The organism is Clostridium sp. HBUAS56017 (assembly GCF_007115085.1).
GTDB classification, from domain to species: domain Bacteria; phylum Bacillota; class Clostridia; order Clostridiales; family Clostridiaceae; genus Clostridium; species Clostridium cibarium.
The window spans coordinates 292,425-311,587 of record NZ_SULK01000001.1; the positions used below are offsets into that span (position 1 = coordinate 292,425).

Consider the following 19,163-nt stretch of genomic DNA (forward strand, 5'->3'; position numbering starts at 1 on the left):
ATTCTTATTGTGTCATTTTAAAGAATTTCATCTTAAAATGCACTAATTAACTCGTGAAATAAACATTTGATTTGATATATCCATTGGATTATTATATTTGTTATTTACATTGCCTTGGCAATCTATTATAGATACTCCATCGTCAACAAGTAATTTAGCTTCTAAATTTGCATCACTAACCTTTGACATTACCTTCAAATTGCTTCTATCAGTGGGCTTAGAAGTGTCAAATGCTGGCAAAACAAATTCTTTCTTTTCTTCTAAAATAACTTCACTTGTATTTTTATTGCAAAGTTTTAATGAAACTGTCACCTTAGTGTCTAAACTACGTAGATTTTGAACATTAACACTTGCTGTAATTGTACCTTTATTCTTATTCCTAGTTATCTTTGCCCTATCACTTTTCAAAATCAAGTCATTACTTGTACCATAAGGAAGTATCTTAGAATTTTCCAACCCGTCTACATTCTTATCCATCAATTCCTCTACAATTAGTCTTGCAAGTTGACCTGCTCCAGTTCTATTAGGATGAAGAGTATCTAGCTTGCCATCACTATGTACCCAATAAAGAGCATTAGTATTTTCTTGTCCTATTTCTGTGAAATATGCTGAGCTCATATTGTTCAAGTCTATAAATTGAACGTCCTCTGCTTTCGCTATTTCCATTGTAATAGTTTTAAACCATCTATTTTCCCTATGATGAACATTATTTTCATCAAAATCACTTGCACGGCCTTGACCGGTTACTAAAATTGGTATAGCTCCTTTTTCTTTTACTCTTCTTAACATCTCTATAGTACTAGCTTTATATTCTTCCTCATTTGAATAATTAGTATCATTAATTCCAAAAGCAACCAAATAGTAATCACCTGGTTTAATATAATCTTCTATTGCATCAAATTGTCCACTTATTAAAAATCCTTTAGCAAACTGACCTCCTGTTGCATAGTTATGTACTCGAAAATTATCTGGGAGATATTTTTCAAGCATCTGTCCCCATCCCCCTTGAGTTTTTGGAACCATAGGAGCCACTAAAGGATAATAAGCTGTAACTGTTGAATCTCCACCAACAAAAATAGTATGATTAGGTTCTAAATCATCACTTATTTTCGACACTTCAATAGCACTAATAGAAAAACTTGTACCTTCTTTTCCCGCTGTGCCCAATATATTTAACTGACCATCTGTAACAGGAATCTCAAACTCACTTACCGCATTGTTACCAGTCATATTCATAACAGCAAAGTAACCTTCTGCGGCAACACTCATTCTGAAAATATCTCCTGCAATAACTTTTATCTTATATCTTCCACTTGGCACATCAATATTAAAAGTATTTTTACTAGTTACCCCGCTATTTAAAAATTCTACGGCATTTGAACAAACTCCATCACCAGAAGATTTTACATCTCTAATCTGTTCAATATTATTAAAACCATAACCAAGCTCCTTTGAGTATTTAGTTGTTGAAGAAGCACTAGCATAATCATCTAATTTATTCTCTGTTCCTAAATTAAATTTAAGCAACTTTGATACTTCTACAATACTTACCTCTCCATTAAAGTCTAAATCCAGTTTACCATCCTTAACTAATACTTTATGAGTGACTTCTAGATATTTTTTATTTTCACTCCCTGAACCTTTATACATAGTGTCACCTTCAGCCTTAACCTCTAAATGTTTTTTAGGGCCTATTACTGTAACATTATATTCCCCATTATCAAGTTTCTGACTAAATGAAAAATCTCCAACTAAAGCTGACTCTTTTGAATTTTCCCTGCGAACAACCTTCGAGACACCGTTTACATCTTTAGGCATAATAGATATATAATCCTTATTTTCATCTCCTCCAAAATCATACTTATAATCAGCATAACCTAGTGCATTTCTTTTATCTTCTGTGACTGCACTAGTATTATAAGCACCACTTAAAAGCATAAAAATTGAAATTATTAATACAATCGAATTTTTTGACAAATAAGTTTTTTTCAACTTCAGCCCCCCTTTTCTATATATTTACTCCACAGTTAAAATATACAAATTTAAATATTGCTTGTCAACACAAAATAACATGATAACAGATTTTTTTGCATTCAATACCGCCAGTATTATGTTGAATTTTATCTAAAAATAACAACACCACATAATTAGGAAACTCTAATATTAAAATACTATATAATAATAAAAGGATATCAAAAATTAATTGACATCCCTTCATTCTATTCTTTTGCTTCATATGCTTCATCACAAGCTTTTATTAAAAAAATCCCTGTAACCAAAATTGATAATAAATTTACAATAGTAAAAATATTATAATATTTCATTGCATCAAGCAATACCCCAAAAATAAAAGATCCTATAGGTATAGCACCTCTAGAAAACATACCAAGTATTGAAAAAAATCTTGATCGCATCCCCGGTGGAACAAGGTTTTGAAGATTTGTTGAAATAGGAGTATTAACAAAAGCATTAAAAAATCCCATTCCTATGCAACAAATTGATATAGATAGAAATAACGCGAATGTTGCCCCTCCATAAATCTCAACTGACTTAGGGAAAATTAAAGCACATACTATTAAGGTTATAGCTGTTTCTATCATAAGTCCAAGTTTCATAAGTCTTTTAAGTCCTAATCTTTTAAAATATGCTGAAATAGCAATATTCCCAAACAATATACCTGTTGTAAAGAAACAAATTATATATCCATACTGCTCTGACGCAAATCCAATTTCTTTTTTTAATGTATAAGGCATTAGTATATCAAATAATGGAACAAGTAAAAAATTAGAGGTCATAGCAAAACTGAACAATTGAAGTAATCCCTTTTTTCTCACTATGAACTTTAGAACTTCTAAGTTTTCACTTAAAAATAACTTGGTATTAATTTTTTCCTTTTCAACTACTTTCCTTCTATAAGTAATAAGCAGAGAAAACATTGCTGATGATAAAAAGGAAAGTCCATTAATTAAGAATACCATTTTTATTCCCCAAATACCGTAGATAACTCCCCCTAATGCAGGCCCTAAAATATTAGCTGCTGCATCAAATCCTCCTTTAGCAGAATTTGCTTCTATAAGTTCTTCTCTAGATATTAAATCTGGCATAAGCGCAGCAGAAGATGCATCAAATAGGCTGTCCATAATTGATATGAATACCTGTAAAGAAAATAAAATAAAAATATTAAGAGTTCCCATCATAGCAAATATTCCAAAAAGACAAATTAATACTCCCCTGCATAAATCCATTGTTACCATTATATTTTTTCTATTTTTTCTATCCCCAAGTATTCCTGAAAAAGGTGATGTAATTAATGCTGGCACAAGTGTCAGTATTGAAAACATCCCCATTAATGTTCCAGATCCAGTTAAATCTAATATAAACAATGGTAATGCTATGCTTTGAATTCCGCTGCCTATTAACGATACAAACCTACCTCCAAAATACATCCATATATTTTTACTTTTTTTCACAATTTTACTCCTTTACCCAATAGCTTTTACAATCATTAGTTCTTTCAACATATCCATACTCTATTAAAGCCCTTCTTAAACTGGCGTAATCTGAATATATTCTCTTTAAAATTCTGTTAATTTCCTTTTCCGAATAAATTTTCCCCTTTGAAAAATTTCTCACTATTTCCTCAAGTACAATAACTTTTTTCTTAGCCTTGGCTGGATAACTTTTCAAAGCTCCATTCTCATCCATATATTTTTTTATAGTCTCCATTTTTTCTTTATCTGTTATATTAAATCTATCATCTAAAATGGTTGCTGTTTTATGTGCATCACAAATAACTTCTTTATCAAGTTTATTAATCTTCCTATTAGTATTTTCAGCTAATAGATCCATCATAGTTAAAAATATTCTTGCTTGCTTTTCTTTTTCTCTTAACTTGTACTTATGATTTCTGACAGTTGATTGGGCCACTCCCATTTTTTCTGCAACTTCTTTATCTGATAACCCTTCAGAAATTAATGATATTACCTCCTTTTGGATATCAGAAACTCCTAAAAAAGTTGAATTCATTCCCAAAAGATAATTAAGCACTGAACCATGACTATCTTCTATATGCATCTCTATAGCCTTCTTAGCCTCATACAATGCTGATCTAACCTCATAAATACGTCCTTTTTCAAATTCTTTTTCACAAATAATACATTTGTATTCTTTCTCTCTCTCTATAAATCCACTTTTTACTTCCTCCATATTTGCATTCCAAAATATTTCATTTGTCTTTATATCCATATATATTAATCTCCTTCCAACAATTAACTCTACATACATATTACATCTTTTTTATAATATTGTCTATATATTTATAGACATTCTATCACTTTATCTACGATTATTAATATCTTTTACAAAAGACAATAGAGATTGTCCAATTGTATAAAATATGTAATATAAAATTTATCTTTCCCTTTTCTCTAATATAAATAAAAAACTAAAAAGATAACTAGGTGTATTATTTTGTCATGTTACTGCCATAATATACACCTATAATTTAGTTATATAAATTAATAAAACATTATTTATCCCCCAAAAATAGATAATGTACTATTTTAAGAATGACTTAATCATCCCCCTGATTAAGTCATTCTTTTTATTAGTTATATACACGTTTAAATTTGATTTAAATATTATCGCGTCTTACATTTTGATATTGATTTTTAATATCGTTATATGTTATCATGTATTTGCAGACATAATTCTAATCATTACTTAATTAAAAGTTAAATGTTGTATATAGGTGTCGAATTATGTTTTTTTAAAATGCTGCAAATACTTTATTCACTCCCAAAATTGTATAAAGTTTGTTTTTATCCCTTAGTAGCATCCTTACTTTCTATTTTTATAGAACTCTTATTAGCTACTAAGGGATATTTTTCAGCTTCACTTGAATATTTTTTTCAATTCCAGTAGAGACTTAGAATCTATTAATTTAAGATATAGATAATTTAACAATAAAAAAACCAGGGATTATTTCTAATCCCTAGCTTTCTTTTGAAATAAGTGTACTTATGGGGACTTTAAAATTATTTTCGGAACAAACCTAAAATATTATTGTTAAAATCAGCTTCCATGAGAATCACCTCTTTCGATATTATTATGTGCAATGTTAAATTAAATATACAATATTATTAAAATTTTTTATTATATAATGAAAAACACTCAAAATGACTAACTAACTCTGTAATTATTTTTTTACATCCTTTTTAATGTTATCATTAAAAATTTTCATAACAGCTACTGTAATTACACCGGCATATATTATGAATCCTTCAAATGCCCCAAAACCAAATACATTTCCTAATGCCTGGCAATTATTAAATATGAAATTATATACTAACAAATCTAACCTAAACATAAACACCTCTAACAATTTAAATTATTCCCAACTTATCTTTTTCATTCATGTCTCTTTTCTTCTTGAAATACTCAATTATGTTAAATCAATTTTAAATATTCTTTCACTCTAACTTATTCACAAGAAAATAAATTTATCCCACCTTTATTACTATCGTTGTAAAAAAACACCTTCAATACAGATATTAATTCTATATCAAAAGTGTATAAAAACTAAACATATATCATCATGCAAAAAATCCAACTGATTTTTAAACCTTTTTATTTTTTAGTGAAACATAATATATATATTTTTGTTAATAACTCGGCAATAATTCTTCTATCTTTGGAAATATTTATATAATATTATATAAGTGTAAAATAAATCAATAAGGAGCTAAAAATTATGAAAAAAATGAACAAAACCAAAATCAAAACATTATGTGCTGGAGTACTAGCAACTGTACTTCTTTCTTCAACATCTGCCTTTGCTGCTAATGATACTAGTACAACTACTAAAACTGCTGCTAGTGCAACAACTAAATATATGTATGATCCTTCATTCATGTATCGTCAATACTATGATGGCACTGTATATGCAACAAATGTACATTTAGAAAATCCAGTTACTTATAACGGAAAATCATATACGGCTATAAGCATTACTATGAGTGACAATTCACATGTTGGTACATTTGTAGAGTCTTTGGTTGATTATAATCACAAAAACGATGACATTCCTATAGCCTCATTACAAATATTATTAAATCATTATGGATACAACTTACATGTTACTGGAATATTTGATACCAACACATTTAACGCATTATCAGACTTCCAAAGCAAACATCCTGATTGTGGTGCCATTAATGGAGTTTGTGGCGAGAAAACTTGGAAAACTCTTGTTAATAACTTCTAATACTAATATATAATAAACATTATAAAGAAAAAAAAAAATTGACCCTAGTGGGTCATTTTTTTCTTTACCTGCTAATGTTAGTTAATCTCTAATTTTAACATAAATTCTATTAATATTCGGCAAAATCACCAAAAAATACACTCCCTTTTTTATTTCAAAGGAAGTATATTCTAAGTTCAATATATAATTACATTAGTTGTTTATAAAAAGCCTTATTCTTCCCATCCTTCAGGGAATTCAGCATTGTGGTAAACTTCTTGAACGTCATCATCATCTTCAAGTAAATCTAACATCTTTTGGAACTTCTTAGCATCAGCTTCATCTATTGCAGTATATGTATCTGGAATCATCTTAACTGCTGCTTCTAAGAATTCTATTCCCTTTGCTTCTAAAGCTTCTCTAACTTCACTAAAGTCTTCAGGTGTAGTAGTTACTACAAATACTTCTTCTTCATCAGCATTAAAGTCTTCTGCTCCAGCATCAAGAGCTAACATCATCATTTCATCTTCATCTCTATCAGCTTTTTCTATAACAATTTCACCTTTTTCTTGGAACATGAATCCCACACAACCAGTAGATCCCATATTTCCTCCACCTTTTGTGAAGGCACTTCTAACATTTCCTGCAGATCTATTTTTATTGTCAGTAAGAGTTTCAACAATTACAGCTACTCCACTTGGTCCATAACCTTCATATACAATTGTTTCATAACTTACTGAATTCATATCTCCTTCAGCTTTTTTAATTGCTCTAGCAATATTATCATTAGGCATATTAGCCGCCTTAGCTTTTGCTATAACATCTCTAAGCCTTGCATTGATATCTGGATTAGCTCCACCATTTTTTATAGCTATAGCTAATTCTTTACCTATTTTAGTGAATATCTTTCCTCTTTTAGCATCAACTTTACCTTTTTTAGCTTGAATGTTATGCCATTTTGAGTGTCCTGACATGCTTATTCCTCCTATCTTAATTTCATAAAACCTATAAAATTATATCATATATTGAAAGGAAATAAAAGACATCTATCTTTGTTGCTCCTAAATAGACACATCTTTATAAAGTCTATTTTCTTCTTTAAAATATATACCTTCTTCACTTTTCTCAATAAAAGCCTTCCCATTTGTAGAATTCATTAATTCTTTTTCTATAGTAGCTGCTTGTTCAATTTCTGCTAGAATATATAACTTGACTTTTTCTTCATATAGCGTGTCCTCAATATGCCAAAGATTTTGAGAACATACATATTGAACCTTTCCTAAAAGATCATAATCCAGGGTAATAGTAAATTTTAAACCATTAACCTTTTCTACTATACCAGCTGCCTTAATTGCAATGGATGCACCTTTAGTATAAGCCCTAGTAAGTCCACCAGCACCTAGAAGTATGCCTCCAAAATACCTTGTAACTACAATAGCACAATCTGTTATTCCGCTTTTTTTCATAACTTCGAGTATTGGAATTCCTGCTGTCCCTTGAGGTTCTCCATCATCTGAATACCTCTGAATCCCCATATTCTTTCCTATTACATACGCCCAACAATTATGTCTTGCTTGCTTATGTTTTGACTTTATTTCATTAATAAATTTCTTAGCCTCTTCTTCTGACTCAACTCTTTTTGAATATCCAATAAACTCAGACTTCTTTTCTTCAAATGAATCTTCGCCTAAATTTCTGATAGTTATATATGGCATAAGTCTAGTTCCTCTCTAATAGTCTCTAATCCTTTTAATATTTTCTCTTCATTTGTTTGAGAAAATCCTATTCTAAAAGTTTTATCCCCATCCTTCATATCTCTAAAAAATAAAACTCCTGGAGTTATATATACTCCTTTTTTTCTAAGCCTTAAAAACAGTTCTCTTGAGGTAACAAAAGATTCCTTAAGAACTAAATAAAATGTTAATCCACCACCAGGCTTATTATAAGTAACATATTCACTTAGTTTTTCATCTAAAATCCCCGTCATTAACTTATATCTTTTTTGATATTCTTTATTTAGTAAAGCTATATTTTCTTTCCACTTATTTTCCACTATATACATTTCCAACGCCCTTTGCATAAGACTCGAGGTCGCTATATCAGTATTAAATTTAGAATTTTGCATGCTTTCCTTAAAAATAGTTGGCATAACCATGTAACCAATTCTAATTCCCGGTAAAAATATCTTAGAAAAGCTTTTTATGTAAATCACTCTTTCTTCTCTATCTAACCATTTAAAAGGTGTGTATTCTACAGATTGGTCATAAATTAATTCCGAAAGATAATCATCTTCTATAATATAAAAATCATACTTCTCAGCAAGTTCTATTAACTTCTTCTTTTTTTCCAAAGAATAACTTATGCCAGTAGGATTTTGGAAATAACTCATAGTATAAAAACATCTTATTTTATTTTTCTTTAGAATCTCTTCAAACTTATCTAGATCAACTCCATCACTTTCCATATCAACTTCAAAGATATTTGCTCTTCTCCATCTAAATACAGATAGTGCTCCACCATAAGTTGGTTTTTCTACTATAACATTATCATTAATATTTAACATGGCTTTTGATGCAATGTCGATTCCTTGCTGAGCACCTGAAACTATTAGTATATCTTCATCTTGAAGAGTATTATTCCAAAAGGCTTTATTAATAGTTCCTCTAAGCTTCTCATATCCAAGAGCATTCTGCGAAATTAAAGCTTCAACTCCATCCCTGTCTAATACCCTATTTATAATATCTTTAAAATCTTCTATTGGGAATAATACTTCACCTGTAGTTTCTCCTGCAAAATCTATAGCATCTTCCATATTTTCTGACATCAGCTTTTTAAAGGTTTTAGAATATTCTTTCATAAATATAGAAACATTTTCTTTTCTCTTAGCATATGTGCCACTGCCAACTTTTTGATAAGCAAAGCCATCATTTTGGAGTTTTTTATAAGCATTTACTATTGTAACTTTATTTACCCTTAGAAACTCAGTATATTCTCTAATGGTAGGAAGTTTCTCTCCATCTTCTATAACTTTTGTTTCTATTAACTTTTTTAAATGCACGGCTATTTGTACATATTTAGGTATTTCTTCCTTAAAATCAATTTTTAAATACTCCTTCACTATACAAACTCCATTCCTACTTTTTTCTATTCTTCATAGCATATACAATTTCATCCAAAACCTTTATTTCTTCCGAATCCTTTAAACCTCTTTTTTTCTTAACAATTATCTTACGCTTTTCAAGTTCCTTTAATATATTCTCTATTTTTATATCAAAATTTTTAAACTTCTCATCCTTTTTAATTTCATTTGAGCTTAGAAAATCATTTTTTTCCTCTAAGTAATCCAATAATAGTTTGCATGAGATCACTATATTTTCATCAAGAAACCTATTGACATAATCGATAATATAAATTATTGATTCTTTTTTAGTTTCAACATAAAACAATCTATCAACTACCTCTTTAAACTCATTATTCAAATTAGCAGCCATAGTTAACGAATCTTTAGACACAACATATCCATTTAGATTTATAAATAACCTTGCCAAACTATCTAATACCCTTATTAAGATTTCATAAGAAGTCCTAAAGCCACCATTTGAAAAGTATTTTCTACATACACCTAAATCTTTAATAAGATTTCCAAGGTAAACTAAATTCCATATTTCTATTTGATCATCAGTTGAATATCTAGCCTTTTTATATATTTCTTCTATATCTTCATCTCTGGAAAACACAATCCTAGATTCTATTAATAAATTTCTTATAAAGCCTTTTTGTCCTTGATTTTCATATAACTCAAAAAAACTTTTCCTATGAAGTAATTTAGTATGTACAGGAACTCCTAGAATTTCTGAATATACATCCCTTATTTTTTCGTACTCATTAGAATACACAACAAATAAATCTATATCTGATTCTTCCCAAACATCACCTGTAACTATACTTCCAAAAGTAAAAATCGCTAGGACCTTTTTATTCTTCTTTAATGTATTTACTATAGATTGAAAAGCATTTTGTAACTCAATAACGGTTTTTGCCATCATCCCTCTCCCTTCCTATAGTATTTTCTGCTTTTTTACATTATAACATAAAATATATTAATATTTATCCTATTGCATATTCCTTACTTTTATTATAAATTTCATCATCAACTTCAACCACCATAAAAGTTCCTTCATCCCTATATTCTTCTTCAAAAATTCTTCCGTTTCTATGAAGAAATGATACCATATCACCCTTATCATAAGGGATTAGATATTCCACCTTTTTGAAGTTATATGGTAATTTTTCTTCTATCTTCTCTAAAAGACTTTCTAAATTAATATTTTCTTTAGCAGATACTTCTATTACTTCCTCATAATTCAACTGACTTTTTAAGTCATTTAATTTTTCTTCATCTACCATATCTACTTTATTTAAAACTAAAATAGTTTCCTTATCTCTAGCTCCAAGTTCACCTAAGACTTCTTCTACTGCTCTAATTTGCTCTAATGCTCCAGGTACAGAAGCATCTACAACATGACAAAGTAAATCTGAATAAATTACTTCCTCTAAAGTTGACTTAAATGCTTCAACAAGTTCATGAGGTAATTTTCTTACAAACCCTACAGTGTCAGTTAAAGTTATTAACCCCTTATTTTTTAATGTTATAGCTCTAGTAGTTATATCTAGTGTAGCAAATAACATATCAGCTTCAAAAACTTTTTCTTTTGACTTTCCTTCATTAGTTGCAGCTATATCGCAAAGAGCATTTCTTAAGGTAGATTTTCCTGCATTAGTATAACCAACTAGAGAAACCTTAGGAATACTTTCCTTATTTCTTTTCTCTCTTTGAATTTCTCTCGTTCTCTTTATCTTTTTTAATTCATTATTTAAGTCGTATATACTTTCATTAATATGCCTTCTATCAGTTTCAAGTTTCTTTTCTCCAGGCCCTCTAGTACCTATTCCTCCTCCTGTTCTTGATAAAACTGTACCTAATCCTTGAAGCCTACTCTTTCTGTATTTAAGTTGTGCAAGTTCTACTTGAATTTTAGCTTCCTTACTCTTTGCTCTTCTTGCGAATATTTCTAAAATAAGAGTAGTTCTATCAATTACCTTTGCACCTAATGCATTTTCTAAGTTTCTAACTTGAGATCCAGATAATTCATCATCAAATATGATCAAATTTGCCCTTTCAGTTTGTCTTAATGATGCAATTTCTAAAACCTTTCCTCTCCCTATAAAAAAAGCTGGATCAATCTTACTTCTACTTTGAAATACAGTTTTTAACACCGGTATATCACATGCCTCAGTAAGTTCAACTAATTCTTCCAAACTTTCTGTAGTATCAGAGCCTACTAAAATTGCTTTTTCTTCATCATTTTCAACCACTTCATTTTCTTTAATTAAACTTTCAATATATCTTGCCTTATCTAAAATATTTATTGATAATAACTCTTCTAGAGAAAGATTTCTGGTTTCTTCAAACATTAATGTATTATTAAATACCGAAAGCATACCAATAGAATAATCTATTATCTTTCCTTCATAAATTCCAACTGCTACTATTGCATCAAGCTTTAATTTTATTAATGCAGACAAATCTAAAGCTGATAAATTAGAAATTCCATTTGGATGAGTATGTATAACTTTAACTCCCGAAAGTCTTCCTTCCTTTATGTCTAGCAGGGGAAGCTCAACTGATGAAGAATCTCCAATTGCTACCGACTGAACTTTTCCTTTCCTATCTATAGCAACGCTAATCTCTCTTTCTATGTTAGTTGAAACCCTACTCATTACATTTATTATTTCCTCACTAACAACTTCATCTTTCAAAATTTTAATTCTATATATATCTTCTAATTGATCTAAAAAACTTTTCTTGACTCCATCTATATTTCCATTTATCATAGTATCACCTCTTATATATACATATGTTTGCAACTTTCAATTAATTTTATACTATATGTTTACAGTTGTAAACATTACATAAATTGATTAAAACTAGATAAAATAAAGTTGCAAGATTAATTAAAAATCTGTAATATGAATTAAGAGAAATAATATAAATTTAATAAATACTTTAACTGTTTTGAAACGGAGGATACCAATGGAAGATAAGAAACGTAATATTCTATTATCAAAAGAGACTATAGATACTAGAATAGAAGAACTTGGAGCTGAGATAACAAAAGACTACGAAGGGAAAAATCTTTATGTATTATCTCTTTTAAGAGGTAGCTTTATGTTTACTGCTGATCTTGTAAGAGCTCTTGACACTAAGGTAATGGTAGGATTTATGACTACTTCAAGTTATGGTCATAGTGAGACTAGTTCAGGGGAAGTAAAGATAGTAAATGATATCCCTGATAATATAGAAGGTTTTGATGTTTTAATAGTTGATGATATAGTAGATACTGGATATACCATGGAATTTATAATAAACCATGTAAAAAAGCTTGGCGCTGCATCAGTAAAGAGCTGTGTACTACTTGATAAGCCATCTAGAAGAAAAACTAATGTTCACCCTGATTATAGATGTTTTGAAATAGATGATGTCTTTGTTGTTGGTTATGGTTTAGATTATGGTAACTACTATAGAAATATTCCTTATGTATTCAACTGGCAAGATTAAATGAATTTTAATAAAATGTACAATTAATTATAAACTTAAATTTGTTTTTAATTAATTGTACATTTTATTTTATTGTCCCTTAGAAAAATCTATTGCAGTATTTGGTATCTTTCCTACTATAATAGTTTCTGCTACAGGTATTTCACAGGTTATATCCATTTCCTTACTATGAAGAGGTATAATTATTTTTACTGTTGCCTCTACATTTAAATAAATTTTATGTCTTGTTTGATTTATTCCTGCACTTTCAAATTTTGATTCGTAGTTTACCTTCATATTTCCAATAGGTTCAATTTTTACTGTAATTTCAGGGCCTAAATTATAAAATGCACTTTGCTCAGTTATCCATCCAATTGGAACTTTTACTCCTACCTCCCCCATCTTCTGCAATCTTTCATTACACTTTATGGCAAGCTCTGAAGCTAAGTAATTTAACTTTACAGTATTTGCCCTTATAAGATTAATATTATTATCCTTATCCCTATCAATTATTATCATTTCATCATACTTAAATTCATCATTAAACAGCTCTAAACTAGTCGAGCTTATTGTATCAACAGTCTTTGCTCTAACTGCACTTTCCGATTTGACTAGCGCTGACGGTAAAACCCTGACATCAAAAATATATAAAAGAGTAATTAATATGGTAAAAATTGTAATAGTAATCAAAAAATGCGGTTTTATTTTCCGCTTTCTTGGTTTTACATAGTATTTCATATAACACCTTATTGTTGAGTTATTGATTTAATCATATTATAATTATGCTATAGTATAATATAATATAATTAAATATAAAAAATTTGGGAGGAACAAATGGCTATAGATAAAAATTCAAATAAAAGAAATAACGCCACTAAGTCTCCAGCAAAAAAAGGTGCTCCTCAAAAAGGACGCAAAAAGAAAAAGAAAAAGAGTAGAGTAAGAATTATTTTCAGAAGAATTTTCTTTACATTACTATTTTTAATGTTAACTGTAATGGTTATAGGTGCTGGTTACATTTTTGCTGTTATTAAAAGTACACCCCCTCTTGATGTGGATGCTGTCCTTAACTTAAGTCAGCCTACATCTGTATATGATAAAGATGGTGTATTTATGGATAACTTACATTCTGAAGTCGATAGAACGGTTGTAACCTTTGATAAAATACCTCAACATTTAAAAGACGGTTTTATTTCAATTGAAGACCAAAGATTTGAATCACATAAAGGAATTGACCCTATTAGAATTGCTGGATCTTTTGTTACTGATATTACTAAAATCTTTAAACGTCAAAGTGGTATGCATGGAGGTTCTACTTTAACTCAGCAATTATTAAAAAACACTGTACTTACAGATGAGGATTTTATTGTTGAAAGAAAGATAAAAGAAATCTGGCTAGCACTTAGTCTAGAGAAAAAATTATCAAAAGATGAAATTTTGAATCAATATCTAAACACAATACCTCTTGGAGGAACTGCTTATGGTGTTGAAGCAGCAGCAAATCTTTACTTTGCTAAATCTGTTAAAGATCTTAATCTTATTGAATGTGCTTATATTAGTGGAATTGCTCAAGCGCCAACATATTATAGCGCATACAATGAAAATAACAAAAAGAATCCTAGTCCTTATATTAACAGAACAAAAACTGTGTTATCTAAAATGCATGAATTAGGCAAAATAACAGATGCTGAATTTAATCAAGCTATTGCTGATATAGATGCAGGGAAATTAGTTTTTTCTTCTAAGAAAAATAGCTATACTCTTCAATATGAGTGGTATCTAAATCCAGCTGTATCACAAGTTAAAGAAGATTTAAAGGCTAAATACAAATATTCGGATGAAGAAGTTTCTAGACTTCTAGCTAATGGTGGCTTAAAAATAACAACTAACATGGATAGAGCACTTCAAGATTATACTCAAAATTTATTAAATAATTTCACAGCTCAAAATGTTGGTTATAAAGAAACTTATGTTGAAGGAACTAAAACCCCAGAGTTTCAAGCTTCAGCTACTATAGTGGATTATAAGACTGGTAAGGTTCTAGTTATGATAGGTGGTAGAGGTGAGCACGGAGCACAATCTGCCAATAGAGCTTATACTTACTTAAGACCAATTGGATCTACTACAAAACCATTAACGGTATATGGTCCAGCTATAAATGAAAAAATATTAACTGCTGGTTCTACGATAGATGATTCACCTATTGAAGATAATATCGGAAAAAATCTTGATAATGGAAAACCATATGCTGTAAGAAATGATGATTTTAAATTCGATGGTAACATAACTTTAAGAGACGGTTTGACAAAGTCTAAAAACGTAGCTTCAGTAATAGTTGAAAATACAATTGGTTTAAAAACCGGATTGTCATATGGCGAAAAGTTTGGATTAGTTTATAATCAAGAATCTAAATCCTCTATTGCAACTTTAGCCCTTGGTCAATTTAACGGTAATCAAGATGGAGGTAATACATTTATTACTGCATCTGCATTCGGTGTTTTTGGAAATGGAGGTGTTTATACAACACCAAAATTATACTCAAAAGTTTTAGATGCTTCCGGAAATACTCTTTTAGATTCTGAAGCAAATATTAAAACAAAAGAAATTTTTTCACCACAAACAGCTTATATACTTTATGATATTTTAAAAGGTTCCCTCGAAACTACTGGTCCATCCGCTAAGTGGGGCGATATGGCTGTCGCAGGAAAAACTGGTACTACTACAGATAGTAAAGATCTTTGGTTTACAGGAGTTACTCCTTATCTTTCTGGTTCTGTTTGGATCGGTTATGATAAACCAAAAAAACTTAATACCTATTCTGATACTTCTGCTAGTCTTTGGGGACAAATAATGGCAAAAGCTCATAAGGGAAAAGAAATTAAAGATATAGATGCTCCAAGCGGACTAGTAAAGGTAGCTGTATGTAAAGACTCTGGCAAATTGCCAACTGCACTTTGTCATAGTGATCCTAGAGATAGAGTTTATGAAGAATATTTTATTGAAGGTACACAACCGACCTCATATTGTGATGCACATGTATCTTCAAAAATAAATACAGCTAATAGCAAATTGGCATCAGCAAATACACCAGCTTGGCTTCTAGGTGACAGAATATTCGTTAAGAAAATAAATCCAAACTCAGTTACTGCTGATTTTCCGTACCTATTGCCAACTGTTGTAGATGATACTGCTGCTGTAGCTCTTCCAGAAACTCCATCTACAACAACGGATAATTCAAAAACATCTACTAACAGTAACGATAGCACTAATACTAATACAAACACTAATACCAATACAAAAACTAACGCTGATACTGATGCCGATAAAAAGGATACTACAACAGATTCAACTAAACAAAAAATAATTAATCCACATTAAAAATAGCTGTCTCAATTGAGACAGCTATTTTTTTAAGCACTTGTGCCTGTAACATTACTCTTTTCTGAATTTATGATATCACCAGTTTCAGTCGATACAAAATATTTCATTTTTATTTCTTTATTATTTTCACCTAACCCCTTTAATGAGACTACATAACATAGTTCTAATTCTGTTTTATCTTTATTTTCACTATATGCCTTATAAGTTTTCTCATTAAATTCAGCTGATTTATATAATTTTAGGAACTCACCTTTGGATATTTCTGAAGCATTTAATTCATCTATATTTATTTTTACATTTTTAGGCTCTTTATCTATAGATGAATTAGAAAAACCATCAAGTTTTCCTGTTTCTTTATTTACTTTTAAAGATAAATTGTAATTATAAAACGGATATCCATCCTTATACTTTGTAAACAATAGAGAATAATATGGCATCACTTGAGTTTCTTCTTCCTTTACAACCTCTTTAAACCTGCATTCACCTTTATAGATAATGCCTAAGTATTTCTCACCAATGCTCTTAGCTTCATCAGCTGTAATTTTGCTCTTATCAGCCATGCTATTTTTATTAGTAAATCCAATGACGTTATACTTTGCATCTACATCAATAGCATATTCACCTGAAACCACACTATAATATTCTTCATTTTTAGATGGATCACTCTTTTTAGTAGATTTGTATTTGTCATTCTCTTTATTCATGGTGATAATATTATTTGAAGAAAGTAATTGTAAGAATGCCTTTGCAGACTTCTTTTCCTTAGCCCCAGAACCAATAAACATATATACTGTAAATACTGCGCAAAGTGTTAGAATCGCCAGTATAGTAAATACTACTATACTTGTCTTTTTATAATTCATTAGTTACCTCCATAAAATAGTATAAAACTTTACTTAATAGTTTATATCCATATAAATATTTTACAATATTACATCTCTTTTATAAAGTTTTTTTCTACTAGCCCTAATCTACTTTCTAACTCTTCTGAAAGCTTCCTTCCACCAATTTTCTCTACTAGCGACAAAATCATTTCCAAACTTCCAATAGTATTTGCACTAAGAATTACTTTGCCATTGTCAACAAAATTCTTATCGACTATCCTATCTTCCTCTAGCCCTTCAAGCTCAGTTTCAAGCTTTGGAATTCGAATTCCTTCTAAAGCTCTACATCTTATAAGGAATTTAATCCCCTCCCCCTGTGTACAAATATAATCACAATGATTTAAATTCATCATAATATACTTTATGATTTCTTTATCTTTAACATGACTATCCACAAATTCTCCTCCTGGTATTATTAGCACATCAGGTTTATAATTTTCAAAATCTATTATATCAACATTAATTGTAGTACCATTTCTAAATTTTATGGTATTCTTTAATGCTACATCAACAATACTAAATAACTTTTTTCCTTTAATTTCATTAGCCATCTCTAAACTTTCACAAATTATACCATAATCCATTATACTCATTCCATCATACATGAGTATGCCTATGCTATTTGTGCTATCTATTCTATTATCTAAAAATTCCTCCTTTGTTATTTTCATCTTAATTCCATCTTTATATTGTCCAACTTCTTGGAATCCTAATTTTTTAGCTATTCTAACACCAGTTTCTGTTGGAATGCTATCAATTATCATTTCTCCACCAAATTCTAAAAAATAATATTCAAATAAAAGTCTAAGCGCCTCTTCTCCATATCCCTTATTTCTATATCTATGGTGTATCTTTAAATTAAATCTTGCTATTTTTGTAGCAGAATCATATCCATGAAAACTAACTTCACCTATTGCCTTATCTCTAATAGTGTAAACTAAACAATAAAAATTCTTGCCATCAGTTGGATAAACCATCTTCTTATAAAACATCTCCCATTTATCCTCTGGAAAATTAAATACGCCTCCTATTTCTTTCATTGTTTCTTCATCTGACCATAACCTTGAAATAAAAGTAAACTCCTTAAAATCAGGCTGTTTAATATATATTTTTTTACCATTTCTTCTATAACTATCTTTATTCTCTACCATAATTACCACCTAATTCTTTATTTATATTATTAAATATCTCATATTTATGTAGTATTATCAATAGTTTAGAAAATTAAGTATATAAATATTCACAAAAAAATCATCTTCTAGTCGAATATAGTTTTCATCTTAGTATTAGTAAACATACTGATTTTAATAACTAAACCTATTTCCACTTTTCTCTATTTAACTTCTTACATATCCTTACTTTAACTACAGTGAAATTTTTTCTTATTTTTACAAAAAAATCTTGATTTTATTTAATAAAATTTATATAATATTTTTGTTTGTTTAGTAATTTTAAACATATAGTTTAGTAAAAGTTATTTTTATTGGTAGGTGAAAATATGCAAATTGGAGCAAAAATTCGTAGACTAAGAATTGAAATACAACTCACCCAAGAAGAACTTGCAAATAGATGCGAGCTCTCAAAAGGATTTATATCTCAACTTGAAAATGATTTAACATCCCCATCTATTGCAACCTTAGTTGATATATTAGAAATTTTAGGCACAAACCTAAAAGAGTTCTTTAGCGAAACCGAGGAAGAACGTGTCACCTTCAGTAACGAAGATATGTTTCAAACTGAAGATAATGATTTAAAATATAATCTTATGTGGCTAGTTCCAAATGCTCAGAAAAATATAATGGAACCAATTATGATCACTTTAGCCCCTGATGGAAGATATACATTAGAAGAGCCACATGAGGGTGAAGAATTTGGCTATGTCCTATCTGGAAGTATATTTTTGCACTTAGGTAATAAAAAATATAAAGTAAAAAAAGGGGAAAGTTTCTACTTCAAACCAAGAGAAAGTCACTATATTTCTAACTCCGGAAAGACTTTAGCAAAAGTAATTTGGATCAGTACTCCCCCATCATTTTAATTAGTATAGAAAGAGGTG

The 19,163-nt window shown here is 29.5% G+C and carries 16 protein-coding genes; 4 read left to right on the plus strand and 12 right to left on the minus strand.

What is annotated here, in order from left to right:
• Positions 1–42: 42 nt before the first annotated feature.
• The 4 genes from FAY47_RS01580 to FAY47_RS20135 form a co-directional block, all read right to left on the minus strand.
• Entirely contained in the window at positions 43–1,992 is a 1,950-nt protein-coding gene (locus FAY47_RS01580; protein WP_207706208.1) for a GDSL-type esterase/lipase family protein, read from the minus strand.
• Positions 1,993–2,219: 227 nt separating this feature from the next.
• A complete protein-coding gene (locus tag FAY47_RS01585) occupies positions 2,220–3,470 on the minus strand; it encodes an MFS transporter (RefSeq protein ID WP_143314642.1) in 1,251 nt (416 codons plus the stop codon).
• 4 nt (positions 3,471–3,474) lie between these two features.
• Positions 3,475–4,245, minus strand: coding sequence for a DUF2087 domain-containing protein (locus tag FAY47_RS01590; RefSeq protein WP_143314643.1), 771 nt, complete (start codon positions 4,243–4,245; stop codon positions 3,475–3,477).
• 952 nt (positions 4,246–5,197) lie between these two features.
• Positions 5,198–5,368, minus strand: coding sequence for a hypothetical protein (locus FAY47_RS20135; RefSeq protein WP_185966684.1), 171 nt, complete (start codon positions 5,366–5,368; stop codon positions 5,198–5,200).
• A 384-nt stretch (positions 5,369–5,752) separates the two neighbouring features.
• Here FAY47_RS20135 and FAY47_RS01595 point away from each other — a divergent pair, with 384 nt between their 5' ends.
• A complete protein-coding gene (locus FAY47_RS01595; protein ID WP_143314644.1) occupies positions 5,753–6,265 on the plus strand; it encodes a peptidoglycan-binding domain-containing protein in 513 nt (170 codons plus the stop codon).
• A 212-nt stretch (positions 6,266–6,477) separates the two neighbouring features.
• Here the strand turns inward: FAY47_RS01595 and FAY47_RS01600 are convergent, their stop codons facing one another.
• From FAY47_RS01600 to hflX, 5 genes are all read right to left on the minus strand, one after another.
• On the minus strand, positions 6,478–7,218 hold the full coding sequence (locus tag FAY47_RS01600; RefSeq protein ID WP_143314645.1) for a YebC/PmpR family DNA-binding transcriptional regulator: 741 nt from the start codon (positions 7,216–7,218) through the stop codon (positions 6,478–6,480).
• An 87-nt stretch (positions 7,219–7,305) separates the two neighbouring features.
• Positions 7,306–7,959 (minus strand): YigZ family protein, encoded by a 654-nt coding sequence (locus tag FAY47_RS01605; RefSeq protein ID WP_143314646.1) that lies wholly within the window; start codon positions 7,957–7,959, stop codon positions 7,306–7,308.
• Positions 7,947–9,362, minus strand: coding sequence for a PLP-dependent aminotransferase family protein (locus FAY47_RS01610; RefSeq protein WP_143314647.1), 1,416 nt, complete (start codon positions 9,360–9,362; stop codon positions 7,947–7,949). The genes FAY47_RS01605 and FAY47_RS01610 overlap by 13 nt, the downstream gene beginning before the upstream one ends.
• A gap of 16 nt (positions 9,363–9,378) precedes the next feature.
• Entirely contained in the window at positions 9,379–10,287 is a 909-nt protein-coding gene (locus FAY47_RS01615) for a nucleotidyltransferase domain-containing protein (protein WP_143314648.1), read from the minus strand.
• 64 nt (positions 10,288–10,351) lie between these two features.
• Positions 10,352–12,139 carry a GTPase HflX gene (hflX, locus tag FAY47_RS01620; RefSeq protein ID WP_143314649.1) on the minus strand — a complete coding sequence of 596 codons (1,788 nt, stop codon included), beginning with the start codon at positions 12,137–12,139 and terminating at the stop codon, positions 10,352–10,354.
• Between the two features lie 199 nt (positions 12,140–12,338).
• Here hflX and hpt point away from each other — a divergent pair, with 199 nt between their 5' ends.
• A complete protein-coding gene (hpt, locus tag FAY47_RS01625) occupies positions 12,339–12,863 on the plus strand; it encodes a hypoxanthine phosphoribosyltransferase (RefSeq protein ID WP_143314650.1) in 525 nt (174 codons plus the stop codon).
• A gap of 69 nt (positions 12,864–12,932) precedes the next feature.
• Here hpt and yunB read toward each other — a convergent pair whose 3' ends face one another.
• Positions 12,933–13,532: a sporulation protein YunB gene (yunB, locus tag FAY47_RS01630; protein WP_243129507.1), complete on the minus strand. Its 600-nt coding sequence runs from the start codon at positions 13,530–13,532 to the stop codon at positions 12,933–12,935.
• A 144-nt stretch (positions 13,533–13,676) separates the two neighbouring features.
• Here yunB and FAY47_RS01635 point away from each other — a divergent pair, with 144 nt between their 5' ends.
• A complete protein-coding gene (locus FAY47_RS01635; RefSeq protein WP_143314652.1) occupies positions 13,677–16,220 on the plus strand; it encodes a transglycosylase domain-containing protein in 2,544 nt (847 codons plus the stop codon).
• A gap of 32 nt (positions 16,221–16,252) precedes the next feature.
• On the opposite strand, the gene FAY47_RS01640 is transcribed toward FAY47_RS01635, so the two are convergent.
• Entirely contained in the window at positions 16,253–17,086 is an 834-nt protein-coding gene (locus tag FAY47_RS01640; RefSeq protein WP_143314653.1) for a hypothetical protein, read from the minus strand.
• A 68-nt stretch (positions 17,087–17,154) separates the two neighbouring features.
• On the minus strand, positions 17,155–18,258 hold the full coding sequence (locus tag FAY47_RS01645) for a GNAT family N-acetyltransferase (protein WP_143314654.1): 1,104 nt from the start codon (positions 18,256–18,258) through the stop codon (positions 17,155–17,157).
• A gap of 347 nt (positions 18,259–18,605) precedes the next feature.
• Between FAY47_RS01645 and FAY47_RS01650 the strand changes: the two genes are divergently transcribed.
• On the plus strand, positions 18,606–19,145 hold the full coding sequence (locus tag FAY47_RS01650) for an XRE family transcriptional regulator (protein ID WP_143314655.1): 540 nt from the start codon (positions 18,606–18,608) through the stop codon (positions 19,143–19,145).
• Positions 19,146–19,163 lie beyond the last annotated feature (18 nt).

What these genes read in the sequence shown, in the direction of transcription:
- FAY47_RS01635 (WP_143314652.1), top strand. Translation starts at nt 13,677, where the DNA reads ATGGCTATAGATAAAAATTCAAATAAAAGAAATAACGCCACTAAGTCT.
- FAY47_RS01600 (WP_143314645.1), bottom strand. Translation starts at nt 7,218, where the DNA reads ATGTCAGGACACTCAAAATGGCATAACATTCAAGCTAAAAAAGGTAAA.
- hpt (WP_143314650.1), top strand. Translation starts at nt 12,339, where the DNA reads ATGGAAGATAAGAAACGTAATATTCTATTATCAAAAGAGACTATAGAT.
- FAY47_RS01605 (WP_143314646.1), bottom strand. Translation starts at nt 7,959, where the DNA reads ATGCCATATATAACTATCAGAAATTTAGGCGAAGATTCATTTGAAGAA.
- FAY47_RS01645 (WP_143314654.1), bottom strand. Translation starts at nt 18,258, where the DNA reads ATGGTAGAGAATAAAGATAGTTATAGAAGAAATGGTAAAAAAATATAT.
- FAY47_RS01590 (WP_143314643.1), bottom strand. Translation starts at nt 4,245, where the DNA reads ATGGATATAAAGACAAATGAAATATTTTGGAATGCAAATATGGAGGAA.
- FAY47_RS20135 (WP_185966684.1), bottom strand. Translation starts at nt 5,368, where the DNA reads ATGTTTAGGTTAGATTTGTTAGTATATAATTTCATATTTAATAATTGC.
- hflX (WP_143314649.1), bottom strand. Translation starts at nt 12,139, where the DNA reads ATGATAAATGGAAATATAGATGGAGTCAAGAAAAGTTTTTTAGATCAA.
- FAY47_RS01615 (WP_143314648.1), bottom strand. Translation starts at nt 10,287, where the DNA reads ATGGCAAAAACCGTTATTGAGTTACAAAATGCTTTTCAATCTATAGTA.
- FAY47_RS01640 (WP_143314653.1), bottom strand. Translation starts at nt 17,086, where the DNA reads ATGAATTATAAAAAGACAAGTATAGTAGTATTTACTATACTGGCGATT.
- FAY47_RS01650 (WP_143314655.1), top strand. Translation starts at nt 18,606, where the DNA reads ATGCAAATTGGAGCAAAAATTCGTAGACTAAGAATTGAAATACAACTC.
- FAY47_RS01595 (WP_143314644.1), top strand. Translation starts at nt 5,753, where the DNA reads ATGAAAAAAATGAACAAAACCAAAATCAAAACATTATGTGCTGGAGTA.